Origin of the sequence: Desulfuromonas thiophila (assembly GCF_900101955.1) — a bacterium.
GTDB classification, from domain to species: domain Bacteria; phylum Desulfobacterota; class Desulfuromonadia; order Desulfuromonadales; family Desulfuromonadaceae; genus Pseudodesulfuromonas; species Pseudodesulfuromonas thiophila.
On the sequence record NZ_FNAQ01000003.1, the window covers coordinates 1 to 24,214 of the forward strand.

The 24,214-nt window shown below is 63.7% G+C and carries 21 protein-coding genes and 1 tRNA gene; 14 read left to right on the forward strand and 8 right to left on the reverse strand.

From position 1 onward, the window contains the following. Positions 1 to 215: 215 nt before the first annotated feature. The 6 genes from BLR80_RS03895 to BLR80_RS03920 form a co-directional block, all read right to left on the reverse strand. Positions 216 to 440, reverse strand: a complete 225-nt coding sequence (locus BLR80_RS03895) for a hypothetical protein (protein ID WP_092076488.1) — start codon at positions 438 to 440, stop codon at positions 216 to 218. 497 nt (positions 441 to 937) lie between these two features. Further along, positions 938 to 1,012, reverse strand: a tRNA-Gly gene (locus BLR80_RS03900). A 109-nt stretch (positions 1,013 to 1,121) separates the two neighbouring features. Next, positions 1,122 to 5,666 carry a glutamate synthase-related protein gene (locus BLR80_RS03905; RefSeq protein ID WP_092076490.1) on the reverse strand — a complete coding sequence of 1,515 codons (4,545 nt, stop codon included), beginning with the start codon at positions 5,664 to 5,666 and terminating at the stop codon, positions 1,122 to 1,124. Positions 5,667 to 5,989: 323 nt separating this feature from the next. Further along, positions 5,990 to 6,652, reverse strand: coding sequence for an isoprenoid biosynthesis glyoxalase ElbB (gene elbB, locus BLR80_RS03910; RefSeq protein WP_092076492.1), 663 nt, complete (start codon positions 6,650 to 6,652; stop codon positions 5,990 to 5,992). A gap of 48 nt (positions 6,653 to 6,700) precedes the next feature. Continuing rightward, complete coding sequence (locus tag BLR80_RS03915) at positions 6,701 to 7,285, reverse strand: helix-turn-helix domain-containing protein (protein WP_092076494.1); 585 nt, start codon at positions 7,283 to 7,285, stop codon at positions 6,701 to 6,703. Positions 7,286 to 7,322: 37 nt separating this feature from the next. Beyond that, positions 7,323 to 8,192: a VIT1/CCC1 transporter family protein gene (locus BLR80_RS03920; RefSeq protein WP_092076496.1), complete on the reverse strand. Its 870-nt coding sequence runs from the start codon at positions 8,190 to 8,192 to the stop codon at positions 7,323 to 7,325. A gap of 250 nt (positions 8,193 to 8,442) precedes the next feature. On the opposite strand from BLR80_RS03920, the gene BLR80_RS03925 reads away from it, so the two are divergent. The 4 genes from BLR80_RS03925 to pgeF all read left to right on the forward strand — a co-directional run bounded on the left by BLR80_RS03925 (position 8,443) and on the right by pgeF (position 11,166). Continuing rightward, the gene (locus BLR80_RS03925) at positions 8,443 to 8,769 is read left to right on the forward strand and encodes a cytochrome c3 family protein (RefSeq protein ID WP_092076498.1); all 327 of its coding nucleotides are present in this window, start codon (positions 8,443 to 8,445) and stop codon (positions 8,767 to 8,769) included. Positions 8,770 to 9,025: 256 nt separating this feature from the next. Further along, a complete protein-coding gene (locus BLR80_RS03930; protein ID WP_092076500.1) occupies positions 9,026 to 9,295 on the forward strand; it encodes a hypothetical protein in 270 nt (89 codons plus the stop codon). After that, positions 9,296 to 10,279 (forward strand): RluA family pseudouridine synthase, encoded by a 984-nt coding sequence (locus tag BLR80_RS03935; RefSeq protein WP_092076502.1) that lies wholly within the window; start codon positions 9,296 to 9,298, stop codon positions 10,277 to 10,279. An 86-nt stretch (positions 10,280 to 10,365) separates the two neighbouring features. Then, the gene (gene pgeF, locus BLR80_RS03940) at positions 10,366 to 11,166 is read left to right on the forward strand and encodes a peptidoglycan editing factor PgeF (RefSeq protein WP_092076503.1); all 801 of its coding nucleotides are present in this window, start codon (positions 10,366 to 10,368) and stop codon (positions 11,164 to 11,166) included. A gap of 47 nt (positions 11,167 to 11,213) precedes the next feature. On the opposite strand, the gene BLR80_RS03945 is transcribed toward pgeF, so the two are convergent. Beyond that, positions 11,214 to 12,656, reverse strand: a complete 1,443-nt coding sequence (locus BLR80_RS03945) for a TrkH family potassium uptake protein (RefSeq protein WP_092076504.1) — start codon at positions 12,654 to 12,656, stop codon at positions 11,214 to 11,216. Next, positions 12,656 to 14,008, reverse strand: a complete 1,353-nt coding sequence (gene trkA / locus BLR80_RS03950; RefSeq protein ID WP_143012076.1) for a Trk system potassium transporter TrkA — start codon at positions 14,006 to 14,008, stop codon at positions 12,656 to 12,658. Before trkA ends, BLR80_RS03945 begins: the two co-directional genes overlap by 1 nt. 143 nt (positions 14,009 to 14,151) lie before the next feature. Between trkA and BLR80_RS03955 the strand changes: the two genes are divergently transcribed. From BLR80_RS03955 to BLR80_RS04000, 10 genes are all read left to right on the forward strand, one after another. Beyond that, a complete protein-coding gene (locus BLR80_RS03955) occupies positions 14,152 to 14,442 on the forward strand; it encodes an HNH endonuclease (protein ID WP_092076507.1) in 291 nt (96 codons plus the stop codon). 47 nt (positions 14,443 to 14,489) lie between these two features. Continuing rightward, the gene (gene mnmL, locus BLR80_RS03960; RefSeq protein ID WP_092076509.1) at positions 14,490 to 15,407 is read left to right on the forward strand and encodes a tRNA modification radical SAM protein MnmL/YtqA; all 918 of its coding nucleotides are present in this window, start codon (positions 14,490 to 14,492) and stop codon (positions 15,405 to 15,407) included. Between the two features lie 199 nt (positions 15,408 to 15,606). Beyond that, positions 15,607 to 17,637 (forward strand): ATP-dependent helicase, encoded by a 2,031-nt coding sequence (locus tag BLR80_RS03965; RefSeq protein WP_092076511.1) that lies wholly within the window; start codon positions 15,607 to 15,609, stop codon positions 17,635 to 17,637. 198 nt (positions 17,638 to 17,835) lie between these two features. Next, on the forward strand, positions 17,836 to 18,738 hold the full coding sequence (locus BLR80_RS03970) for a type IV pilus biogenesis protein PilM (protein ID WP_092076513.1): 903 nt from the start codon (positions 17,836 to 17,838) through the stop codon (positions 18,736 to 18,738). Then, a complete protein-coding gene (locus tag BLR80_RS03975) occupies positions 18,735 to 19,346 on the forward strand; it encodes a PilN domain-containing protein (RefSeq protein WP_092076515.1) in 612 nt (203 codons plus the stop codon). The genes BLR80_RS03970 and BLR80_RS03975 overlap by 4 nt, the downstream gene beginning before the upstream one ends. Next, entirely contained in the window at positions 19,343 to 20,068 is a 726-nt protein-coding gene (gspM, locus tag BLR80_RS03980) for a type II secretion system protein GspM (protein WP_092076517.1), read from the forward strand. Before BLR80_RS03975 ends, gspM begins: the two co-directional genes overlap by 4 nt. After that, the gene (locus BLR80_RS03985) at positions 20,065 to 20,427 is read left to right on the forward strand and encodes a hypothetical protein (protein ID WP_092076519.1); all 363 of its coding nucleotides are present in this window, start codon (positions 20,065 to 20,067) and stop codon (positions 20,425 to 20,427) included. The genes gspM and BLR80_RS03985 overlap by 4 nt, the downstream gene beginning before the upstream one ends. 5 nt (positions 20,428 to 20,432) lie before the next feature. Next, the gene (gene mshL, locus BLR80_RS03990) at positions 20,433 to 22,166 is read left to right on the forward strand and encodes a pilus (MSHA type) biogenesis protein MshL (protein WP_092076521.1); all 1,734 of its coding nucleotides are present in this window, start codon (positions 20,433 to 20,435) and stop codon (positions 22,164 to 22,166) included. Then, complete coding sequence (locus tag BLR80_RS03995) at positions 22,166 to 23,107, forward strand: ExeA family protein (RefSeq protein ID WP_092076523.1); 942 nt, start codon at positions 22,166 to 22,168, stop codon at positions 23,105 to 23,107. Before mshL ends, BLR80_RS03995 begins: the two co-directional genes overlap by 1 nt. Next, positions 23,104 to 24,210 (forward strand): tetratricopeptide repeat protein, encoded by a 1,107-nt coding sequence (locus tag BLR80_RS04000; RefSeq protein ID WP_092076525.1) that lies wholly within the window; start codon positions 23,104 to 23,106, stop codon positions 24,208 to 24,210. The genes BLR80_RS03995 and BLR80_RS04000 overlap by 4 nt, the downstream gene beginning before the upstream one ends. Positions 24,211 to 24,214 lie beyond the last annotated feature (4 nt).

Genomic DNA, 24,214 nt, shown 5'->3' on the forward strand with positions numbered 1-24,214 from the left:
CAGACCACTGTGGTCCGCGCGCCCGGCCGTCGAGGCAGCAAGAGCAGAGGAAGCCGAAGCCAGCGGCAGCACAGCGGTAAGGATCAGGGCTTTAAGGGCAGAGGATTTCATGGGGTTTCTCCGGGGGCTAAAGGCTGCCGCCGGTTCGCCGGCGGCAGCGGTTGTGTTATGGGGTCGCTTCAAGGGTTGGAGTTGTTGCTGACGGTGCCGTGCGATCAGGCCTTGCCGCTGACTTCCTTCGGGCTGGCCACCGCCTTGACGATGCCGAACATCACCAGAACCGCCGGGACCAGCTGGGCCACCAGGATCAGGCCACAGAAACCGAGGAACAACCAGACCAAAAGGCCACTGTGGTCAGCGCGCTGCGTGGCAGCGAACACCGGCGAGGCAAGCAGCAACGAGGTCAACGAGAGCAGGGTGGTTTTAAAGGTAGTTTTCATGGCGCCCTCCTGTGGTGAAACGTTTATGGGGGTTGAATCCTGAGGATTCGGAAATCCTGCGTTGTTCTTACCCAGATGCTATTGCGCAAGGCGTGCCAACCAGTGCCAATAAACACAGCCATCACGAACGAGTCCGCTCAAGCACCTGAAACAAAAAAGAAAATATCACAGGGAAAAATATCCGGCGCACGCCGGGGCAGCGTCTGCAGGCTGGCGTGGCAGCAAAAGCGGCCGCGAGCGGCGCAAACGTATGCTGGGGTTATACGATGAGAGGGGAAACCTGATCGGCAGAACCGACGGCAGCGCGAGGAATGGTTGGTTATCATCCTGAAATAACAAGGTTTAGCTGGCTGTATGCGGAGAATATCACCCGCGAAGGCTGGCTGCCTGCTGCGGACAGGCAGGGCTGAAGAGGAATGATGGCAAGACTTGGCGTAACACTTCTTGGAAGCAAAACAAAAAAGGCCCAGTCGCTAGACCGGGCCTTTATCTTTTTTTGGAGCGGGAAACGAGATTCGAACTCGCGACTTCAACCTTGGCAAGGTTGCACTCTACCACTGAGTTATTCCCGCATGTCGCGCCGGTTGATGCCCTGACGCGGAGCCTGTTGTAACAAAGGCGGCAGTCGAAGTCAACGGCTTTTTTTGCCTCCGTTATAAAGAAAGGGGCGTCGGACGCTGGTCAGTGTGTTTGTGGATCGGGATCGCTGCCGGCGCTGATCTTGACGAAGGCGGTTCGGCTGCGGGCCATGATCTGGCTGATCTGTTGAGCTTCATCGTTCTGGTAACTGTGCAGCAACTCGCGGTGGTATTCCAGCAGCAGGTTGTTGACGATGTCGACATCCGCGTCGTCCAGGGCGCTGAAGTGAACCTGCGCGCCCCATGCCAGCCGCTGACGCAGGGCCTCCTGGGTCAGGCCCAGGGCCGGATCCGTGTGGCAGTAGATGGTTCCGCCGGTCATGCCGGAACAGATCCACGGGCCGGGATCACCCAGCACCACCACGCGGCCGGCGGTCATGTATTCGAAGGCAAAGCCCTTGAGGTTGGCGCGAGTGGCCAGACCATCGCGGCGCTGTGACAGGGGTGTTTGCAGGCGGGCGCCGAGGACGACATCGGCGCCGGAAAGGCGGATGCAGGCGCGGCTGTCGGCGTTGCCCTGCACCAGGAACAGTCCGCCCTGGGCACCGTAGGCCAGCCCCTTGCCGACGCTGCCGCCGACGCGCTGGCCGCTGGCGGTTTCACCCTTGAGGATGACGATGCGACCACCTCGGGCGCTTTTGCCGACGCCATCCTGGGCGCCGCCTTCGACACAGATGCTGATGCCGTCGCTGTTGAAGGCGCCCAGGCCATTACCGGCGATGGCATCGCGGCCGAAATGCAGCAGTGCCTGAGGAGGGTGCGGATAACGGCCCTCCTGCCGTGCCTGACAGAGAGCTCCCGCCAGCCGGGTGCCGATGGCACGGTCGCAGCTGCCGATGCGGTCGTCGGAAAAACGGACGCGTTCGTCGCCCTGATCGAAGGCATCGGTTACCAGGGTTGACAGTTGGGCGGTCAGGTAATTGAGCGGCCGGCGCAGCTGGCGGGTGCGCAGGGGCGGTGCCGGCTGGCGTTCGCAGGCTTCCACCTGCAGCAGGGCAGTCAGGTCGAGCTGTTCGTGGCACTGGATCTGTTGCAGCAGGTTGGCCTGTCCGACCAGATCCTGGGTGCGGCTGAAGCCGAGTTTGGCAGTGAGCAGGCGGATCTCTTCGCCCAGAGCGCGGAAGAAGGTGGTTTCGTAAAGAATGCCATGCTCCAGCACGCGTGGCACGAAGCGCTTGAGACCTTTTTGCCGCGCTTCCTCCGTGTTTTCAATCTGACAGGCGATGCCGACATGGCAGGTGCCCAGATGGCAGTTGCGGCAGGCGGTGCAGCCAATGACGATCATCGGCAAGGTACCGAAGCCGACTCGGTTGGCGCCGAGCAGCATCAGCTTCACCAGGTCGCGACCGCTGCGGGCACCGCCGTCGGCCCAGAGCTCAACCCGCTCGCGCAGGCCGCTGCAGGCCAGTGCGCGGTGAGCTTCACGAACGCCGATTTCCGCTGGCAGGCCGACGAACTTGATGGCATGCTTGCGCGCCGCGCCGGTGCCGCCGTCGTAGCCGCTGATGGTGATGATGTCGGCGCCGGCCTTGGCGATGCCCATGGCGATGGTGCCGATGCCGGCCACTGCCGGCACCTTGACACCGATGCGGGCACGTGGGTTGGCGGTGCGCAGCTCCTCGATGATCTGGGCCAGATCCTCGATGGAATAGATGTCGTGGTTGTTTGAGGGCGAAATCAGGCTGACGCCGGGGCTGGCATTACGCGCGGCGGCGATCTTGGCGGTGACCTTGAAGCCCGGCAGATGGCCGCCCTCGCCGGGTTTGGCGCCCTGGCCGACCTTGATTTCGAGCACATCGGCAGAGTTGAGCAGATCAATGTGGACGCCGAAGCGGCCGGAAGCGATCTGCTGGCCGCGATGGGCGCGATACTGTCCCAGCATGTCAGGAATCTCGCCGCCTTCGCCGTTCATGCACAGGATGTTAAGTTTACGCGCCGCTTCGGCGTAGATGCGAAAGGCGGTTTCGCTTTGCGAGCCAAAACTCATGGCCGAGAACAGAAACGGATAGTCGTGCGTGCCGACGCGGGTGTCGACACTGTCGGGATCGATCCGCAGCTCACCGGGAAAGCGGAAATCGAGCAGGTGACGGATGGCCAGCGGGTGTTCGCGCTCGAATTCGCCGATGCGGCGTGACAGGTCGGGGTAGCTTTGCTCCATGCGGGCAACGGCGCTGACATCCTTCCAGATGCGGGGATACAGGCGGAACTGGACCGGAACCGGCTCGGCCTTGCGCCGCCGGGCGCTGGCGCGTCGCTGCCGCAACTGTTGTTCAAGTTGTGTCAGACTCAGACCGCCGGCAGTGCTGCCGCAGAAGTTGGCCATGGAAAATTGCCTGGCCAGATCGTCGGCCAGGCCGATGGCGGCGAAGAAGCGGCCGTAACCGCCGATTTCGTGGGTGCCCATGGTTGACAGCACGGTTTCGATGCCCTGGATCAGTACCGGCAGCAGGTTGGCCAGGCCATCAGGTTGTTCGGCGGAAAGCTCCCACAGCAGATAGGGGCAGAGGGCATCGGTGCCCAGGGCCAGGTGAAAGACCAGATCGTGCAGGTTGCGCAATGCCCCGCTGCGCAACACCAGACTGGTCTGGCGCCGCAGGGCGCTGCCATCACTGAGGGTTTCATGACACAGGGCCTGATGAATGGCGTTGACTGCCAGGGCCGGGTCGAGAAAATCCCAGCCGGAGCTGAAGGCGGCGCTGTCATCGAGCAGCAGTAGCGGGCAGCCGCTTTGGGCGGCGGTCAGGGCGCCAGTACACAGGCGCTGGAGGGCTTGTGGCAGGGTTTCATCGCGCCGCAGGGCACAGTCGAGCAGGCGGTAGCGCCGTCGCTGACCGGTGCGGAAGTGGCCCAGCAGTTGTTCAAGGGTACACAGGCCGTGGCGGCGGGCCTGTTCCTGTGGGTAGGTGCCGGTGTCACCCGTGCGCTGGCCACCGCAGAGCAGCGGGGCGGCCAGCGTCAGGCCGAGGGGCGGACGGCCGCGCCAGCCGGGCTTGGCGCCGAGGAATACCCGGGTTGAAAAATGCGCCTTTTCCCGTTCGTGATCAATCGCCGGGTTGGTGACCACCGCCACCTGCTCCTTGAAATAGTCGGCCAGATTCTGATGCGAGCGGGCCAATGCCGCCAGCGGACCATCGTAGCCCAGCGAGGCGATGGGCTCACGGCCGGTTTTGAGAATATCCTTGAGATTGAGCAGGTCGCTGCGTTTCCAGGCAAAGGCATCGAGCAGGTTATCGCGCTGTAGCTTGCGGCTGCGGCCGAAGTGGCGGCTTTCATCAGCGGGCGACGCCGTGCTGGCGGCGCCGTCGGTCAGCTGGCTGGCCAGGCGCTTGAGCGCTACGCGCCGGCCCAGCCGCTGGCCAACGCACTGGCGCAGGCTGTCCTGGTCGAGCAGGCGCAAGCCTTCGCCGGGCAGCAGTTCCAGGGCCAGCTTTTCGCCGGGGGCCAACACCTTCGGGTCGCTGAGTAGATCCTCCTGTGGCACGACCGCTACCTCCGACGAGACAAAACAGAACTTGTTGGTTTCGCCGAACCACAGGGGGCGCAGACCCATGGCGTCGACACTGAAGACACATTCATTGTGCCAGCGGCTGATGATGGCGGCCGGTCCCTGGGCGCTGGCCGGAAAAAAGCGGCGAATGAAGCTGTAGAGCGGTTGCAGTTGTGCCGGCAGCAGGTCCACTTCGCTGAAAATGGGTGGGAAGCAGATTTCCATGGCTTCGAACAGGCTCAGGCCGTGGCGGCAGATAAGGCCTTCGAGGGTGCGGTTGAGATCCTGCGAATCGCTGCCACCGCGGCTGAGGGGCAGGCCAAGCAAGCGGGCTTCCTCGCGCAGGCGCTCGATGGTGTTGATCTCGCCATTGTGGCCCAGTAGGCTGAAGGGTTGCGCTCGCAGCACCGTCGGCAGGGTGTTGGTGGAAAAGCGGCTGTGGCCGATGGTGTTGGCCGAGGTGAACTCCTTGCGCTTGAGCTCGGGATAATACAGCGTCAGCAGCTCCGGTGCGCCGTGAACCTTGTAGGCTGTCACTTGGTTAGACAGTGATGCAACATGGACATCAAATGTTTGTTCAATTTCTACAGCCAGTTCAAACAAAATGGAATCACGGTTTTCTCTGGGACACTCAAGGGCCAGTTGCCAGAACAACGGCTCACTGCTGCGCGCCAGAGCCGACAGGGTTTCGCTGCGCACCTGGCCGGGCCGCTGCAACAGGATACGGCAGCCGCGCTGGCCGATCAGGTTCTGAATGCGGGTAAGTAACTGGTCATCGCTGGCCAGGATCTGTTGGGGTACCAGCAGGTGGCCGACACTGAATGCCGGGCTGTCGGCCAGGGTCGGGGGCAGGCCCAGCTGTTGCAGGCTTTCCTGCCACAGCTGGCGCGGAATGTCGGTGAGGATGCCGCAGCCATCGCCTTCGCCGGCAATCTCGCCGGCACGATGGCCCATCTTGATCAGGCCTTCCAGGCTGCGCTGAACGTTCCCGTGGCTGGGGCGGCCGTTGGTGTTGAACATGCCGATAATGGCGCAGGCGTCCCGTTCTTCGGGCCAGCTGCTGGCGGTTTGTGGCTGCGGTTGCAGGGGGGCTGTGGTCATAGACTTCTCCCGGTCAAGCGGTGGGTATGGAGCGGGGCTGGTCAGAAATTTTATGGCTTCGTTGTTCTGTTCTCATTGTAAGATCTCGGCCGGCTGCGGGATGCATTCAGCGGTCGTGCCATGTTTTTGGTGTTTTTGCCGGGCGGGAACCTGTTTTTTGCAATGGCTTCAAGCATACGTCGGCCAGGGCTGCTGGCAAGGGGTAGCACTGTCCCTCAGGCTGAAAAGCAAAAAAAAGGCCCACCGCGCAAATTGCGGTGGGCGTTGGTTGTGGTTGCCAAACGGCGGGCAGGGTGATCCCCTGGGCTGTCAGCGCCGTTGTGTCAAAGCATGCCGATCAGGGTCTGGATGGTTTTGTCGATGCCCCTGGCAGCTTCGGTAATGGAACGGGCCAGCATGTAGGCGGGCGTGGTCACCAGTTTCAGTTGCGTATCCACCACGCAGTCGTCCACAGGGCAGGGGACATGTTCAGCGCCCATGGCGATCAGGGCGGCAGCGGTGGTGCTGTCGCTGCCGATGGTCAGACGTGGTTTGCGGCCGTCGCTGCCGAGGATGCGGGCCAGCAGAACCGGCGCGATGCAGATGGCGGCAATGGGTTTGCCGGCGGCGACCAGCGCGCGGACCAGCGCGGCGACCTCTTCATCGACATCGCAATCAGCACCCTTGATGGCAAAGTTGCACAGATTTTTGGCAGCGCCGAAGCCGCCGGGCAGCACCAAGGCGTCGAAGTCTTCGGCGCGGACGCGGCCCAGCGGCAGCACGTTGCCGCGGGCAATGCGGGCGGCTTCCACCAGTATCTGGCGACTTTCGCCCTCGGCGACATCGCCACTCTGGTGGTTGACCACATGCATCTGGGCCTTGTCCGGCGCCAGACACTGTACCTTGACGCCGGCTCGGTCGAGGGCCAGCAGCGCCAGCACCGCTTCATGGATTTCGCTGCCGTCGTAGACGCCGCAGCCGGCAAGAATCACACCAACAGTTGCCATGCTCTCCTCCTTCAGGTCGTGGTTGACTGCCCGCGGTCAGGGGGCGGGTCAGCTTTTCGAGTACAGAACGGCCAGGGCTCGCGGACGGATGTTGCCGATGGCGATGTAGCCGTGGGGTTCGCTCGAATCGTAGTAGACCGAATCGCCCGGCCGCAGGTGATAGGTCTGGTCGCCGTAGCGGAATTCCACCTCACCTTCGAGCAGATAGAGGAACTCCTCGCCTTCATGGCGCACCAGCAGGTCATCGTGCCACTGGCGGGCAAGAAACTCCACATCGAAGGGTTCCATATGGTGGCGGGTTTTGCCGTAGGCGCGTGAATGATAGGTGTACGGCTGCGGCCGGTGGCTGTGGGAAGGGCGCAGCTGGCGGCTGTGTTGCTGGCCGGCGCGGATGAGGATGCATTTGTTTTCGTCGCGCTCGTCCTCGAAAAAACAGTTGAGGGTGATGCCGAAGGCCTTGGCGATGCGCAACAGCGTGGCCAGGGGCGGAATCACCTGGTTGTTTTCGATCTGGGACAGCAGCGGCTTGGACAAGCCGGTGCGGTCGGCCACATCCTGCAGGGTCAGGCGCCGGTCCTGCCGCAGGTTGCGGATTTTCATGCCGATCTGCAGTTCCTTGACTTCGTCGCGCATGGGATCTGTTTCCTGTAACGGTCGGGTTGCCGCGTTGCTAGAGGTTCACGCCCAGCACCAGCCGTGCCAGATAGCCAAGCACGAAACTCAGGACAGCAACCCCGAGACTTAAGGTGACCATTTCGCGGAAACGGGCGGTGAAATCGAGATCCTGCGCTACGCACAGGTAGTAATTGAATCCGGCGATGATGGCGATCGCCATCAGCAGGCTTGCCAGCAGGCACAACAGGTAATGGCCCAGCAGGAAGAAGGGCGCCACCAGCAGAATCACGGTGACAATGTAGGCGCAGCCGGTGTAGAGCGCCGCCGTGCGGGGCTGACCATCCTGGCCCGGATCGTTTTTGGTTGAGAGATACTCCGAGCAGGCCATGGAAAGGGCGGCGCTGATGCCGGTGATCAGCCCGGTAAGGGCGATCAGGCGGGTATTCTGCAGGGCCAGGGTCAGGCCGGCCAGCACACCGGTGAGTTCCACCAGGGCATCGTTGAGGCCGAGGACAATGGAGCCGGTGTAGCGCAGGCGTTCTTCATCGAGCAGGTCGAGCACCTGACGTTCGTGGTTTTTTTCATCTAGGGCGATTTCGGTGGCTTCCGGAATCTGGGCAGCAAGGGACTCATAACGGCGGCGGGCGCGATCCTCGCCGCGTTCCATGTGCTTGAGGGTGAAGGTCAGACCGAACAGCAGCGCCAGGCTGCAGTACAGCCACACCCGCCAGCGTTGTGGCGCCACCTCGACCCCGGTGTGGCGGCGCAGGATGCTGTAATGACGCTGTTCCTCAGCTGCCATGCGTTCGAGGATGGTCCGGTTGTTGGCGTCCTTGAGGCGGCGCGCCAGATGCTGATAGATCTGCTGTTCGGTGATTTCGCCGCGTTGCAGGGTAAGCAGGTCATTGCGGAGGCTGGCGTCCATGGCGGGTTCCGATGTGCTCTAGAGGTTGTGGGTCGGGGACAGGGGATGGTCATTATACCCATCTGACCGGCTGGAGAAAAGGTTGAAAGGTCCGCCGCGCCGCCGCCGGCGCCAACTGCCTGTCGTTCGGTCTCTTTTGGCGGCGATTGCCGAAATCGGAATTGACAGGGCCCCGGCCTTCGCGGTAGAAGAGTGTGCTGGTCGTTCCCATTGAATTGTTATGGTTTTCCCGAGACAAGGAGTGAGGTGGATGAAAAATCTGTTGTTTGCGGTGCTGGCCGTGGTTGTCGCGTTTGTTCCGGTGTTCCTGGCCCAGCAGGATGGCACCAGTGCCCCCATCGTCAAGGTGGAGGTGCTGCCCGAGGGTGTCTACAAGTACAAGGGTGCCACCAAGGGCGATGTCAAGTTTGATCACAACATGCACATCGAAGCCGCCGAGAGCGACTGTAGTCTCTGTCATGAGGGTGAGCCGGCCAAGATCGATGTTTCCGACATGTCCGCTGGTCATGCCCTGTGCGGAACCTGCCATACCCAGGTTGAGGACATGAGCGCCTGTAATAAGTGTCACAGTAAATAGCCCCGGCACCGGCGGCCTGTTCCGGGCGGTCGGTTCCCTGTGTGGCCGAAACAGAGGCAGCTGCCGCGCGTGGCTGCCTCTTTTTGTGTCTGCTGTCGCTAAAGAGGCGCCACTTCGAGCAGTTGGCTATCGTTTGACGGTTTGACAAGCCTTTTGTTTTTCAGGTAGGCTCTGCACGATGCTGTTCGCGGTGGGCGCTTGCCGCTGCCCCTGCGTTTCCCTTCGTCCACAGGCTGCGGCCGGGAGAAACAAGGTTATGGCGAGACAGGTAGAGGATCCGGACCTGGCGTTCCGGCTGGCGCGGGCGATTGTGTCCGATATTGCGCTGTATAATCCGGAAAAGGTCGCCGAGGGCATCCGTAACGACAATATTTTTGATCTGCTGGCCGAAGAACTGCAGGAGGGGCGGGAACATTTTCACGAGCGGGTCAGTGCCGCCATTGCCGGCCGCGATGCCCTGTATGATCGGGCTATCGTTGATGTGATGATCAAGCAGGCCGGTAAAATTGAGAGCTCTATCTGGTAGATGAGCGATATCCGCGAATTTGTTTGTGAAAATAGTGCTGAGCGTCTCGATCAGCTGCTGGCGCGGCTGTGCCCGGATCTAAGCCGTTCCCAGATCAAGCGTCTGGTCGAGCGGCAGCGCGTGCGTGTCGATGGCCAGGTGGTCAAGGCCGGTTCGCGCCTTAAAGCGGGTCAGCGCATCTGTCTGCAACCGGAGGCGCCGGAGCCCTGTGAGGCCCGGCCGCAGGCCTTGCCGCTGGAAATCCTTTATGAGGATGACGCGCTGGTGGTGGTAAACAAAGCGGCTGGCATGGTGGTGCATCCGGCCTGCGGTCACGGTAGTGGCACCCTGGTTAATGCGCTGCTGCATCATTGTGGTGATCTGTCAGGTATTGGCGGTGTGCAGCGGCCCGGTATCGTCCACCGGCTTGACAAGGATACCTCCGGTATTCTGGTGGTGACCAAGGACGATGCCAGTCATCAGCATCTGGCGGCTCAGTTCAAGGACCATACGGTCAATCGCCGCTATCTGACCCTGGTGCATGGCATTGTCCAGCAGAGTGAGGGTAGCATCCGTTCGGCCATCGGTCGTCATCCACAGGACCGCAAGAAGATGAGCGGCCGGGTGCGCGAAGGCCGGCTGGCGGTGAGTCACTGGCAGGTGGTGCGGCGCTACGATCAACCGCGTCTGACCCTGCTGCGGATGCGGCTGGAAACCGGGCGGACGCACCAGATTCGTGTGCATCTGGCCGAAATGAATCTGCCGGTGGTCGGCGATCCGGTCTACGGCAATCCCGGTCGCGCCGCCGCTATTGGCGATACCGCCGTGCGGGCGCTGGTGCAGGGGCTGAAACGCCAGGCCCTGCATGCCTGTCTGCTGGGATTTATCCATCCGCGCACCGGCGCCTATCTGGAGTTTCACAGCCCGCTGCCGGCTGACATGGCGGCGCTGGTGGCACTGCTGGAGGAAAAATACGGCGAAACGTCGGCCGAGCCTGTGTTCTGACGACGCTTACGCCAGCTTTTTAACTATCTGCACGCCCGGAGGAAACCGTTCTCCGGGCGTTTCACTCGAATGCACGAGGGCTTTCCATGGAACTGGTTCGACAGGGCAAGATCAGCTATCTGCAGGCCGCCTGGGCCAAGCCGCCCCAGCTGTTTGCCGGGGTGACCACCCGCAATGGCGGTGTCAGCCGGCCGCCGTATAATTCGCTTAATCTTGGCAGCAATACCGACGACGCGCCCTACAATGTTGAAGGCAACCGTTCGACGTTGGCGCACAGTTTCGATATCGCGCTGCATGAGTTGCTGCTGGTCAAGCAGGTGCATGGCAACGACATCCTGCTGGTCGACGATGACAACCACGATGTCAGTCATTTCCAGAACGTCGAGGCCGATGCCATCATTACCGCCCGGCCTGGGCTGATGATCGGTGTCACGGTGGCGGACTGCTATCCGCTGTTGTTGGCCGATCCGCGCCGGCGGGTGGCGGCGGTGGCCCATCTGGGCTGGCGCGGCATGGCTGCGGGCCTGATCGGCAAGACCGTTGCCGCCATGGTCGAGGAATTCGGTTGTCAGCGCAGCCAGCTGCTGGCGGCCCTTGGACCGGGCATCAGCGCCCGCCATTATCGCGTTGGCAAGGAGGTGCGTGACGCCTTTCGCGCCAATCCGCTGGCTGGCGACTGGAGTGCCCTGGCCACGGAGGTTGCCTTGGGGCAGTGGCAGTTGGACCTGCAGAAAAGTGCCCTGCTGCAGCTGGCGGCTGCCGGCATCGACGGGCCGCGCTGTGATGCCAGCGACCTGTGCAGTTATCGCAACAAGGACATGCTGTTTTCCTATCGCCGCGATCAGGGGCAGACCGGCCGGCAGATGGGTTTTGTTCTGCTGCGCTGACAGGGGCTACAGGCCGCATTTGGTGGCAAACAGGCCGGTGGGCGCGCTCAGCGGCGCCAGAACGAGGGCAGCAGCAGCACCAGCACGGTGAACAGCTCCAGCCGGCCCAGCAGCATACACAGGATCAGCACCATCTTGCCGAGTGGCGCCACGTGGCCGAAGTTGTCCACCGGGCCAACGCTGCCCAGCCCCGGGCCGATGTTGCCGAGGGTGGCGATGACGGCGGCGCCGGCCGAGACCAGGTCGAGGCCGCAGGCTGCCAGCAGAAAGGATGCGACGACGAATACGCCCATGAACAGGGCGAAGAAGCCGAGAATGCCTTGCAGCACCTCGGCGGGCACCGGCTGGTTGCCGAGCTTGACCAGATAGACCCGTCGCGGGTGGATCAGGTGGTGCAACTGGCCGAAGCTCTGTTTGAGCAGCAGCAGAATGCGGGCGACCTTGATGCCGCCACCGGTGGAGCCGGCACAGCCGCCGATGAACATCAGAAACACCAGCAGGTATTGGCTCAACACCGGCCAGCCCTCGAAATCGGCAGTACCGAAACCGGTGGTGGTCATGATTGATGCCACCTGGAACAGGCTGTAGCGCAGATTGTCGGCCAGGCTGGTGTAGACCGCGCCCTGATTGAACAGCATGATCAGCAGCGTGGCGCCGCCGGTCAGCAGCAGGTAGAAGCGGAATTCCTCATTACGGAAATAGCTGTCGATGCGGCCGCGCAGAGCATAGTAGTGCAGGGAGAAGTTGACCCCGGCAAGGAACATGAACAGGGTGATGACCGCGTCGATATAGGCACTGTCATAGGCGGCGACCGATGCGTCACGGGTGGAAAAACCGCCGGTGGCGAGGGTGGCGAAGGCGTGACAGACGGCGTCGAAGGTGTTCATGCCTCCCGCCATCAGCAGCACCACCTCGGCGGCGGTGAGCAGCACATAAACCCCCCATAGCAGCTTGGCGGTGTCCTGGATGCGTGGTTTAAGGCGGTCGGCGGTTGGGCCAGGCACCTCGGCCTGAAACAGTTGCATGCCGCCAACACCGAGCAGAGGCAGGATGGCAAGGCTCAGCACGATGATGCCCATGCCGCCGAGCCAGTGGGTCAGGGCGCGCCAGAACAGCACGCTGTGGGGCAGGGGTTCGATGCGGCTGAGAATGGTTGAGCCGGTGGTGGTGAAGCCACTCATGGTCTCGAATATCGCGTCCACCGGTGCCGGAATGGCGTCGCTGAGCAGATAGGGCAGGGCGCCGAACAGGGCGTAGAGCAGCCAGCCGAAGCTGACCACGGCAAACCCTTCCCGCAGGCCCAGCTCCCGGCCGCCGGCAAAGCCCTTGAGCAGTGCCAGCCCGGCCAACAGGCTGATCAGGGCCGACTGCAAAAAGGCGCCGGCAGCGCCGTCGTCGAACCACAGGGCCACGGGCAGCGGCAGCAGCAGCGCTCCGGCCAGAAACAGCAGCAGGCCACCGAGGATGTGCAGAACGTCGGTGGCGCGCATCAGGCGAAGAACCTGTCAACGCGGGACTGGGCCTCGGGCAGGGCGAAGACGACCACCCGGTCGCCGGCTCTGAGCACCGAATCGCCGCTGGCGATTTCGTAGTGATCGCCACGGACGATGGCACCGATGATGGCATTGGCGGGAAAATCGAGTTTTTTAAGCGGAACCTCGCAGTGGCGGTTGCCTTCCCGTACGACGATCTCCATGGCTTCGGCGTTGCTGCCCTCAATGGTGGCCAGCGATACCACACCGCCGCGGCGGACGTATTTGAGAATGGCACCGGCCGCTGCCAGGCGGGGCGAGATGCAGGCGTCGATACCCAGACTCGGTGCCAGCGTCAGCAGCTCGGGCTTGTTGACCAGCGCCAGTGCGCGGCCCTGACAGTGTTGTTTATAGAGCAGGGCGCAGAGAATGTTGGTTTCATCGCGTTCGGTGGTGGTGATGAGCACGTCGGCCTGTTCCAGGCCTTCTTCCAGCAGGGCGTGGATGTCCGTGCCACTGGCCTGGAGCACGATGGTTTTTTTCAGCCGTGCCGCCAATTGCTGGCAGCGCAGCGGATCGCGGTCGATCAGGCGGATGTCGCAGCCCTGCTCTTCCAGCTGCAAGGCCACCCGCTGACCGACCTGGCCGCCACCGAGGACGAACACGCGTGGCCCGCGCCGGCTGCGGCTGGTCTTGCCCTGCAACAGGTACTGGATGGCCGGCAGATCCTGTTCGTGAGCGAAGAGATATAGATCATCACCGGCTTCGATGCCATCGTCACCGCGCGGGATGATGGTCTTGTCGCGCCGGCCGATAGCGGCGACGACGAAGCGGTACATGCCGCGCAGTTCGCCCAGTTCACGCAGGGTCAGGCCGCATAGCGGGCTGTCCTTGGTCATGTGGTAGCCGAGGAACTGGATCTTGCCCTCGACGAATTCGGCCACGTCAAAGGCGCCGCTGCGGCTGGCGATCTTGACCATTTCGTCGGCCACCTCGTCGGCCGGGTTGATCAGCAGATCAATGCCGAGCTTTTCCTTCGACAGCACCGCGCCGTGGCTGCGGTACTCAATGCTGCGGACACGGGCGATGCGGGTTCTGACCTCGTACTCGCGTGCCAGCAGGCAGGCGAGGATGTTGACCTCGTCGAGATCGGTGACGGCGATGAAGATGTCGGTCTGGCGGATGTTGGCCTGCTCAAGAATTTCAGCGCTGGCGCCGTTGCCGAGCAGGCCGAGCACATTAAGGCGATCCTGGGCGCGGCGCAGATGGGTTTCGTCGCGGTCGATGAGAACGACCTCGTGCCCTTCATGGCTGAGCCGCTCACACAGGAAGTAGCCGACCTGGCCGGCACCGACAATGAGGATTTTCATGGCGAATCCATGGCAAGGCAAACAAAAAGTGGGCCGCCGGCTGGCCTGCTGGCCCACAATTTCCACTGCGGCGTTGCCATTGATGCCACAGTTGCCGGCAATCTGCAATGCCGTGCGCGACCGGGTGGAAAGGATGCAAGAAGATGGAAGGGATAGAGGTGGCGCCGGAGCAGTTGCGGCGCGAGCGTGACAAGGCCCGCGAATTGCGTAAAAGCGCCTGGTGGAAAAACCGCATTGCCAGTGGCCGCTGTCATTATTGCGGCGCCCAGGTGCCGCCGGCAGAGCTGACGCTGGATCACATTGTGCCGCTGGTGCGCGGCGGTCGCAGTACGCGCGGCAACTGTGTGCCGGCCTGTAAGGCCTGCAACAGCAAAAAACAGGATCTGCTGCCCTGTGAATGGCAGGATTATCTCGATCGGCTGGCCGGCAACTAAAATAGCCGGTCGGCTTTGGCCTCCCTTGTCCAGGATCGTCCCAGCCGATGACCAAGCCCTACCGCCTGTACTCCGAAGCCCTCAAGCAGCAGTTCGGTTGCCGGGTACACAAGATTTCCATCGACGCCGGCTTTGCCTGCCCCAATCGCGGCGGCAGCCGCCAGCAGCCGGGCTGCCTGTTTTGTGACCCGCAGGGCTCGGGCGCCAGTGGTATCGCCCGGCGCCTGTCGATTGCCGGTCAACTCGAACAGGGCAAGGAGGTGATGCGGCGCAAGTACCGCGCCAGCCGCTTTATTGCCTATTTCCAGCCATTCAGTAACACCTTCGGTCCGGTTGAGAGGCTGCGTCACTGCTATGAGGAGGCTCTGGCGGTGGCCGATGTGGTTGGTCTGGCCATCGGTACCCGGCCCGATTGCGTGGCTGAGCCGGTGCTGGCGCTGTTGGCCGAACTGCAGCGGCGCACCGACCTGTGGCTGGAACTGGGTTTGCAAAGCTGTCATGACCGGACGCTGGCGTTTTTGCGGCGTGGCCACGATTATGGCTGTTTTCTCGATGCTGTGGCGCGCGTCCGCCGCTATGGCGTGCGGCTGTGCGTGCATGTGATTCTGGGGCTGCCGGGGGAGAGTCGGGACGAGATGCTGCAGCTGGCCGATGAAATGGCCCGATTGCATGTCGATGGCATCAAGATTCATCTGCTGCATGTGCTGCGCGGCACAGCGCTGGGTGATCTGTATGAGCAGGGTGCGATCCGGGTGCTGGAACAGGAGGCCTATGTGCAGCTGGCGGTGGATTTTCTGGAACGGCTGCAGCCGGATACGCTGATTCAGCGCCTGACCGGCGATGGCCCGCGCGAGACGCTGCTGGCACCGTTGTGGTCGCTGAACAAGTGGGAGGTGCTCAATGCCATCGAGCAGGAGATGGCCCGCCGTGGCAGCCTGCAGGGCTGCCGCTGCCGTTACCGCTGAACGGTGCTGGCCGGGGTCGCCGGGCCGCTGTCGGCGGTGCCTTCCCAGGAGACAAACACCAGGGAGGCCCACAGTAGACTGATCATGAGAAGAAGGACGCGAGACATGGCGGCGAAGATACTGCAAGACGGTAAAACAATGCAAGAGGCGATCTGTTGGTCGGAAAGATATTTCTGGCCTCGGTTGAACGTTGTGAGCCATGCCGCTTAATCCGCAGCAGCAGCAGGCCGTCGCGCATCGGCAAGGCGCTCTGCTGGTGCTGGCCGGCGCTGGCAGCGGCAAGACCCGCGTCATCACCCGCCGTATTGCCGCTCTGCTGCGCGACGTGCCGGCCGAGCAGATTGTGGCCCTGACCTTCACCAACAAGGCGGCACGCGAGATGCGCGAGCGGGTGATCGATCAGGTGGGCCGCGCGGCGGCCAAGGGGCTGATTGTCGCCACCTTCCATTCCCTGGGAGTACGCATCCTGCGCCAGCACATCGACCGGCTGGGCTACAAGACCAATTTCTCCATTTTCGCCACCGGAGACCAGCTGCGGCTGGTACGCGATCTGCTGGCGCGGCACCAGCCGGGCTGCTCCGCCAGCATTGCTGAACAGGTGCTGGCACGCATCGGCCGGGCCAAGAACGAGCTGCAGCGGCCGGCCCAGTTTCAACCCCGGATCGATGATCCCGTTGATGCCCTGACGGCGCAGCTCTATCCGCGCTACCAACAGGCCCTCAAGGCCTGTAATGTCATCGATTTCGACGATATCCTGCTGCTGACGCTGCAGCTGTTCGAGCAGGCGGCGGACGTGGCGCGCCATTACCGGCAGCAGCTGCGCTATGTGCTGGTTGACGAATACCAGGACACCAATGCCGTGCAGTACCGCCTGTTGCGCGAACTCTGTGCCGAACACGGCAATCTGTGCGTGGTGGGCGACGATGATCAGTCGATCTACGGCTGGCGCGGTGCCGTGGCCGGAAACATTCTTGATTTCGGTCGTGATTTTCCCGGTGCCTGTATCATCAAGCTGGAACAGAACTACCGCTCCAGCGGCCGGATTCTGGCGGTGGCCAACGCCTTGATCCGCCACAATCCTGACCGTCACGACAAGCGGCTGTGGAGTGCCGGCGCGCCTGGGGCGCCGGTGGTTTACCGGTTGTGTGATGATGGCGAGGACGAGGCCATGGCGGTGGTCGAGACCATTCACCAGGAACGCTACGCCCGCCAGCGGGCCTATCGCGATTTTGCGATTCTGTATCGCACCAATGGTCAGTCGCGGGCCTTCGAGGAGCAGCTGCGCTATGAAAATATTCCCTATGTGCTGATCGGCGGCCAGCAGTTCTTTGACCGCAAGGAGGTACGCGACGCCCTGGCCTATTTCAAGGTATTGGCCAACCCCCTCGACGAGATCAATTTGCTGCGCATTCTCAACTATCCCCGGCGGGGCATCGGCGAGCAGAGCGCCGAAAAACTGATTGCGCTGTCCCTTGAATGGCAGCAGTCTCTCTGGCAGGTGCTGCAGCGGCCGGATTTGCCTGACCACCTGGGTGACAAGGTGGCACAGGCGGTGCATGATTTTGTCAGCCTGCTGCAGCGGTACCGGCGCCTGCTTGGCCGGGGCGGCCAACTGGTGCCTGATGCCCAGGCCCTGTTTGCAGAAATCGGCTTCGAGGATGAGCTGTGCCGCCAGGCCGAAGATCCGAAACAGGCGCGCCGCCGCATCGACAACCTGCACGAGGTGTTCAACGCCCTGTCGGCCTATGTCGAGCGCGAGGGCGTGGCCACCCTGGAGGGTTTTCTTGAAAAGGTTTCCCTGCTCGACCGCGATGAACCGGTGCGCGGCAGCAAGGAGGAGAAGCTCAAGCAGGATGCCGTGGTGCTGATGAGTCTGCATTCGAGCAAGGGGCTGGAGTTTCCCTGCGTTTTTCTGGTGGGGCTCGAAGAGGGCAGTCTGCCTCATGGCAAGGTGCTGGAGGAGGGGGGCGATGTGCGCGAGGAGCGCCGCCTGTGTTATGTTGGTATCACCCGCGCGCGCGAGCGTCTGCTGCTGCTGGGGGCAGCGCGGCGGCGCCGTTACGGCCGACTGCAGCCCCAGGTGCCTAGCCGTTTTCTGGCGGAAATTCCGCCGGAGCTGCTCGAAAATCAGGCAGCGGAGCCTGCGCCGGTCGATCCACAGCAGCAGGCGGTGCGGGCGGCGGATTTCTTCAGCCGGATTCAGACCCTGCTCAAGACCGATAACGGGTAATTTTTTGTTTTCGCGCTTGAAAAATGTCGCTTCGCTGTTTTAATGATGCGTCCTGTTGCATGGTTTCATGAGGGCCGAGCCGTGTCTTCTGTCCAGCGCTCGGGTGGTGGCGAGCGTTAACGGGCAGCGAGGGAGGTCATTCTGCGATTTCTGAAACGTCGAGGAAGGCACGGCCGCCACGTTCTGGGCCTGAGCCTGATGGCCGATGGTGTGGCTCTGGCCTGTGTGGAACAAACGCCGGCAGGGGCACGTCTGTGTTGGTTGGAGGCGCTGGCGGGGCCGCCTGAACAGCAGGGCGCGTTGCTGTGCGCCTGTGTCGAACGGCGACAGGCGGCCGGCTTGCCGACGGTGCTACTGTTGGCGCGGGGCAGCTATAACCTGATTCAGACCGAACGTCCCGAGGTGCCCGATAATGAGCTGTCCGAGGCGTTGCGCTGGCAGCTGCGCGATCTGTTCGATTTTCCGGCCGAACAGGCCATCATCGAGGCAGTGACCTTCGACCAGGCCGCCGCCGGCCAGCCCCTCACCTTCGCCGTGGCGGCTTCGAGTGCCCGTTTGCGGCCGTTGGTGGCGCAGGTGCGTGATCAGGCCGGACTGGATCTGCGGGTCATCGATATTCCCGAACTGGTGCTGCGCGAACTGTTGCGCGATGAACAATCGAGTCAGCGCGGCGTGGCGTTGTTGTGCCTGTGGCCCGGCAGCGGTCTGGTGCTGGTCAGCCGTGCCGGCGAGCTGTGCATGGCGCGGCGTTTCAATATCGGTCTCGATGAACTGACCGCCCTGGCCGAACCGGTGACCGACGGCATTGAAATCTCTGCCGCCCAGCAGGAGATGCTCGATGCTTTGGTGCTGGAGGTGCAACGCAGTCTCGATTATTATGAAAGCCATATCACCCGCCAGCCGGTCAGCCGGGTGCTGGTGGCGCCCCTGCGTCAGCCGCTGCCAGGCCTGATCGACTATCTCAACAGCTATCTCACGCCCGAAACCCTGTTTATTCCCTTGCAATCCTATCTGGCCGATCTGCCCGAGGATGAGGCCCTGTGCGCCTTTGGTTTCACCGCTCTGGCGGCGGCCTTGCGCGCTCTGCGGGAGACGTCATGAGTGAGACGCCCTACCGCCAGATCAATCTCTACCACCCGTCGCTGCGACCACGCCGCCGGTCGCTGGTGTTGCGGCTGGCGCGCTTGCTGCTGCCGCTTGTGCTGGTGCTGGCATTGCTTGCGCTGGTTGTGCATGGGCGCCAGCAGCGGCTGATGCGGCAGCAGTTGGTGGCCGAACAGCAGCTGCAGCAGCAGCTGCAGGATCAGCTGGAGCGCCTGGGCCTGCAACTGCAGCAGCGTCAGCCCGATGCGGCCCTGCTGCGGAGCCTTGCTGGTCTGCGTCAGCAGTTGCACGACCGCCAGCCGCTGCTGGATCTGCTGGTACGCTTTCGGCAGCAGCACCCACCGCTGGCGCCCGTGCTGGAGGCCCTGGCACGGCAGCCGCTGCCACAGCTGTGGCTGACCCGCCTGCAGCTGGGTGAGGGGGGGCAGCGGCTCGAACTCGAGGGGGTGGCGGCCACAGCGGCGGCGGTAACGGAGATGGTCAGCCTGCTGACCCGCCAGCCGGAACTGGCTGGCCGTCATTTCAATCATCTGCAGCTGCAGCGGCAGGACGATGGCCGTTATCGCTTCGTGCTGGCCAGCCAGGCTGGCGAGGAGGCGCCATGAAATGGACCGCCGTTGGCGCGCGTCTGACCGACTGGTATGGCCAGCTGAGCCGGCGTGAGCAGGTACTGGTGGCGACAGCGGTCCTGCTGGTGCCGCTGGTGCTGCTGGCGCAACTGCTGGTAGTGCCGGCGCTGCAGCGGCAGCGGTTGCTGCAGGGCCAGCTGACGCAGCTGCGAGCGGCCAACGGCGAAATCCGCCAGCAGCTGGCGGCCATTGAGGCTCAGCTCGGGCAAGATCCCGATGCCGCGTCGCGCGCTGAACTGCAGCGCCTGCAGCGGCAGTTGCAACAGATCGACAGCCGCTTTGACGGCCAGCTGGCCGGGCTGGTCGAACCGGCACAGATGCCGGCATTGGTGCGGCAGCTGTTGGCGCAGCGACCCGATCTGCATTTGCGGCAGCTGGTTACCCGGCCGGTCGCGCCGCTGCAGCTGCCCGCCGCGCCGGCAGAGGGCAGCCAGGAGCTTTTGTACCGTCATCCCCTGCAGCTTCAGATGTGCGGGGATTATCTGGCGCTGCTGGCCTATGTGCGCCAGCTCGAAGCCCTGCCGCAGCAGGTGCTGATCGAACAGGTGCGCTTTGTCCGCGAGATTGCGGCCGCGCCGGACGCGACGCAGCCGGCCTGCCCGGCGGGTGCGCTGCAGGCCGAGCTGCAGCTGGTGACCCTGAGCCTGACGCCGGAGTGGCTGCTGTTGGCCGCACCGGCCATGGAGGAGCGACCATGAGTGGCGTGACCGGGCGGTGGTTTGGTGCCAGCCTGCTGATTTTGCTGCTGGCACCGGCGGGCACCCTGGCGGCATCGCTGTATGATCCGATGCGGCCGCCGCCGCAGAGTGCTCCGCCGTCAGCGACACCGGCCGTCGAGGCGCTGCCGCAACTGCGGGCACTGCTGCATTCGCCACGTGGCCGGCTGGCCCTGTTTGATGGCGGGCCGGTGGCGGTTGGTGCTTCTGTCGCTGGCTACCAGCTTGAACGGATTGACCAGAACGGGGTCTGGCTGCGGCGCGAGGGTCGCCGCTGGTGGCTGCGTCTGCATCCCGAAACCGTAACCCGGCCAAGCGGCCGCCCGATAAAGGAAAAGTGAACGCCATGCATCCAGCTTGCCCTGTCGTTTCCGATCGTCAGCGCCGTGGCCGGTGGCGCGTTCTTGGCCTGTTGCTCGTGCTGTTGGGGCTGACCGCCTGCACCCCGGCCTGGCGTGAACAGCCCCAGCGCCAGACGCTGCTGGAGCAGAGTCTGGCCGAAGATCCGGCCGCGACCGCCGAGGCCGCGCCGGCGGCCTTGCCGGAGGCGGTGCGCCAGGCTTTGCTGCCGCCCTTGCCCCAGGCCGAGGCCCTGGCTGCTCCGCGGTTTGACGTGGCCGCCGAGCAGGTGCCGGCGCGCAGCTTCTTTGCTGCCCTGGCCGCCGACACGGGCGCCAACATGGTGGTACATCCGGCACTGGAGGGCGATATCAGCCTGCATCTGCAGCAGGTGACCCTGGAGGAGGCCCTTGAGCTGGTCAGTCAGCTCTATGGTTATGAATACCGACCGATTCCCGGTGGCTACCAGGTTCTGCCCGACCGGCCGCAGACGCGCATCTTCCAGATCGACTATCTGACCCTCCGGCGAATCGGAAAATCCTTGACGCGGGTTAGTTCTGGACAGGTGAGTGAGGACTCACGCCGGAGCGATAATGCCAGCGACAGTGGCAGCGACCCCTATAACAGCCAGAAGACGAGCCAAAGTGGCAGTTGGATAGAAACCAACAGTGATGCCGATTTCTGGCCGGTGCTGCAGCAGACCCTGGAGGCGTTGCTGGCCGGCGAGGACGGCGCCTCGGTGGTGGTGCAGCCCCATGCCGGACTGGTGGTGGTGCGGGCGCGCCCGCGTCAGCTGGCACTGGTGGCCGATTATCTGCAGCAGACCCAGGGCAGCCTGCAGCGCCAGGTGATTCTGGAGGCCAAGATTCTGGAGGTCGAACTCAGCGAAGGCTACCAGACCGGCATCAACTGGGGTTCGCTGGTTCACAACGGCCAGAATCTGGCCCGCATCGGTCAGGTGGGCGGTGGTACCAGCCTGGCCAAAGGCCAGAGCGAGATTGCCGGTGCGCCGGTAATCTTTGCGCCACAGACCAATCCCGAGGGGTTGCCCGTCGATGGTCTGGTCAGTTCGGCCTTTGGTGGCGTGTTCAGTGCCGTGCTCAGTTTCGATGATTTCGAGGCCTTTATCGAGGCGGTGCGCAGCCAGGGCGACGTGCAGGTGCTCTCCAGCCCGCGGGTGGCCACGGTCAATAACCAGAAGGCGGTGATCAAGGTTGGCACCGACGAGTTTTTTGTCACCGATGTTTCGAGCGATACCGTGACCGGCACCACCACCACGACCACGCCGGATATCACCCTGACGCCGTTTTTCTCCGGCATCGCGCTGGATGTTACCCCGCAGATCGGTGCCAGCGGCAGCGTTACCCTGCATGTTCATCCCACCGTCAGCGAGGTGGTTGATCAGACCAAGGTCATTACCGTGGCCGGGCAGGAACAGACCCTGCCACTGGCCTTCAGCAGTGTGCGGGAATCCGACACCATCGTCCACGCCCGCAGCGGCCAGGTGGTGGTGATCGGTGGCCTGATGAAAAACCGGCTGGTGCAAAATCGGGCCGGTGTACCCTTTCTGGCCGAGGTGCCCCTGTTGGGCCACCTGTTCCGCCACCAGAAGGAAGAACTGGTCAAAAGCGAACTGGTGATTTTGTTGCGGCCTCAGGTGGTTGAAGATGCCCGGGGCTGGCATGACGATCTGCAGGACAGCCGCGTTCGCCTGCAGCGGTTGCTGCCCGGAGCGCGTTGATGGCGCAGGCAGCGGCCGCCCGCCTGTGTTATGGCGACCATTTCGGGCTGCGTGAAGCGCCCTTTGCCCTGACACCCGACACCGGATTCTATTACCAGACCCTGTCGAGTCAGGAAGCACTGAACGTGCTGCTGGTGGCCTTGTCCCATGACGAGGGTCTGGTCAAGATCAGCGGTGAGGTGGGGACCGGCAAGACCCTGCTGTGCCGCAAGCTGCTGGCCGAGCTGGAGGCCGACGGCCGCGTGACGACCGCCTATCTGCCCAATCCGCTGCTGACCCCGGCGCAACTCTATGCCAGCGTGGCCAGCGAACTTGGCCTGCCGGCCGGCGACGGTCAGGCCGCCGGGCTGGTCGAGGCTTTGCAGCAGCACCTGATCGCCCTGCGGGCGGCGGGTCAGAGGGTGGTGGTCTGTGTCGACGAGGCCCAGTCGATGCCGGACGCCAGTCTCGAAGCCTTGCGGCTGCTGAGCAATGTCGAAACCGAAAAACGCAAGCTGCTGCAGATTGTGCTGTTCGCCCAGCCGGAACTGGACGAACGCCTGGCGGGCAAGGCCCTGCGCCAGTTGCGCCAGCGTATCGGGTTTTCCTACGTTCTGCAGCCGATGGATTATCCCACCTTCTGTGGCTATGTGCGGCACCGGCTGCATCTGGCCGGGCAGCGGGGCGCGGCCCTGTTTCGTCCCGCTGCTCTGCGGCTGCTGTTCCGTGCCAGTGGCGGCGTACCGCGCTTGGTCAACATTCTGGCCCACAAGGCGTTGCTGGCCAGCTACGGTGCCGGCCTGACACAGGTTGGCAGGCGTCAGGCCCTGGCCGCGATTGTCGATACCGAGGGGGTGCGCCGGCCGCTGCCGCTGTGGCAGTGCCTGGTGCTGCTTTTGGCGGTGGTGCTGCTCTGTGGTCTGTGTTTCTGGGCTGGTCAGTGCCTGCGGGGGTCGCTGTGAGTCTGATCAACCAGATGCTGCGCGATCTGGAGGCACGGCGACCGGCCCAGCCGGTAAGCGCCGCTTCACAGTCAGGGCGGCGCCGGCCCTGGCGGTCGGTCGGGTGGGCACTGGTTCTGGTGCTGCTGGGGTTGGCTGGCGGCCTGTTGCTGGGTCTTGGGTTGCGGCCGCAGCCGCAGCCGCCGGCGTCATCTCAGGTGCTGACCCAGAAGGTGTCGCACAGACCCGCGGTTTCCGCAGCACAGGGTGCGGATGCGCCGGATGGCGTGGCGGAAGTTGCCCCGTCAAGGGCGACCGGGTCGCCAGCGCCGCTGCCGGTCGAGCCCAGGCCCGAGCCGGCAGAGGCTTATCCCGTCGCAATGCCGCAGGTCGCTGTGGTGGCTGCCGTGCCGGTTGCGGCAACAGCGCCGGCCCCGGCTCCTGCGCCGACCGCTCCGGCCCGGCCCTTGACGGCGGCGCCCGTGGCCAGTTCGACGCTTGCGCCGCGACAGATTCAGCCGCCGGCCGGGGCGACGACCACGGCTACATGGCTCTATCGGGCCCGTCAGGCCTGGCAGCAGGGTGAGCTGGCGGCGGCCAGCCATTTGCTGGATCAGGCGCTGAATCAGGCACCGACGGATCTGCGGCTGTTGCAGACGTTGGTGGCGCTGCAGACGGCCCGTCAGCAGCCGCTGACAGCGTTGCCCGCGCTGCAGCGGGCCACGGCGCTGGCACCACAGGAGGTGGCGCTGCATCTGCTGCAGGCGCGCCTGTTGGCCGATGTTGGCCAGCCGGCGGCGGCACAGGCCGTGCTGGCCCGGCTGCGGCCGCCAGCGCTGGAGCAGCAAGCCGATTTTTACGCCCTGCAGGCGGCGCTGGCCCAGCAACTGGGGCAAAGCGCCGCGGCCAGCGCCCTTTACCGTCAGCTGTGCGCCTTTGACGGTGAGCGCGGTGACTGGTGGCTGGGCTTGGCCATCAGCCAGCAGCAGCAGGGTGAGCTGTCGGCGGCCCGTCACAGCTATGGGCAGGCTCTGGCCTGGCGTCAGCTGCCGGCGGCTGCGGCCGCCTATGCTCGGCAGCAGCTGAGGGTGCTGGCGCCGGTGGAGGACGTGGGTGGCCGGTAAGGTG

Coding starts and splice junctions, on each gene's coding strand:
- mnmL (WP_092076509.1), top strand. CDS start 14,490: ATGACCAAGCCCTACCGCCTGTACTCCGAAGCCCTCAAGCAGCAGTTC.
- BLR80_RS03970 (WP_092076513.1), top strand. CDS start 17,836: ATGGCCGATGGTGTGGCTCTGGCCTGTGTGGAACAAACGCCGGCAGGG.
- BLR80_RS03965 (WP_092076511.1), top strand. CDS start 15,607: ATGCCGCTTAATCCGCAGCAGCAGCAGGCCGTCGCGCATCGGCAAGGC.
- BLR80_RS03895 (WP_092076488.1), bottom strand. CDS start 440: ATGAAAACTACCTTTAAAACCACCCTGCTCTCGTTGACCTCGTTGCTG.
- pgeF (WP_092076503.1), top strand. CDS start 10,366: ATGGAACTGGTTCGACAGGGCAAGATCAGCTATCTGCAGGCCGCCTGG.
- mshL (WP_092076521.1), top strand. CDS start 20,433: ATGCATCCAGCTTGCCCTGTCGTTTCCGATCGTCAGCGCCGTGGCCGG.
- BLR80_RS03925 (WP_092076498.1), top strand. CDS start 8,443: ATGAAAAATCTGTTGTTTGCGGTGCTGGCCGTGGTTGTCGCGTTTGTT.
- elbB (WP_092076492.1), bottom strand. CDS start 6,652: ATGGCAACTGTTGGTGTGATTCTTGCCGGCTGCGGCGTCTACGACGGC.
- BLR80_RS03915 (WP_092076494.1), bottom strand. CDS start 7,285: ATGCGCGACGAAGTCAAGGAACTGCAGATCGGCATGAAAATCCGCAAC.
- BLR80_RS03905 (WP_092076490.1), bottom strand. CDS start 5,666: ATGACCACAGCCCCCCTGCAACCGCAGCCACAAACCGCCAGCAGCTGG.
- trkA (WP_143012076.1), bottom strand. CDS start 14,008: ATGAAAATCCTCATTGTCGGTGCCGGCCAGGTCGGCTACTTCCTGTGT.
- BLR80_RS03930 (WP_092076500.1), top strand. CDS start 9,026: ATGGCGAGACAGGTAGAGGATCCGGACCTGGCGTTCCGGCTGGCGCGG.
- BLR80_RS03935 (WP_092076502.1), top strand. CDS start 9,296: ATGAGCGATATCCGCGAATTTGTTTGTGAAAATAGTGCTGAGCGTCTC.
- BLR80_RS03995 (WP_092076523.1), top strand. CDS start 22,166: ATGGCGCAGGCAGCGGCCGCCCGCCTGTGTTATGGCGACCATTTCGGG.
- BLR80_RS03920 (WP_092076496.1), bottom strand. CDS start 8,192: ATGGACGCCAGCCTCCGCAATGACCTGCTTACCCTGCAACGCGGCGAA.
- BLR80_RS03975 (WP_092076515.1), top strand. CDS start 18,735: ATGAGTGAGACGCCCTACCGCCAGATCAATCTCTACCACCCGTCGCTG.
- BLR80_RS03955 (WP_092076507.1), top strand. CDS start 14,152: ATGGAAGGGATAGAGGTGGCGCCGGAGCAGTTGCGGCGCGAGCGTGAC.
- gspM (WP_092076517.1), top strand. CDS start 19,343: ATGAAATGGACCGCCGTTGGCGCGCGTCTGACCGACTGGTATGGCCAG.
- BLR80_RS03945 (WP_092076504.1), bottom strand. CDS start 12,656: ATGCGCGCCACCGACGTTCTGCACATCCTCGGTGGCCTGCTGCTGTTT.
- BLR80_RS03985 (WP_092076519.1), top strand. CDS start 20,065: ATGAGTGGCGTGACCGGGCGGTGGTTTGGTGCCAGCCTGCTGATTTTG.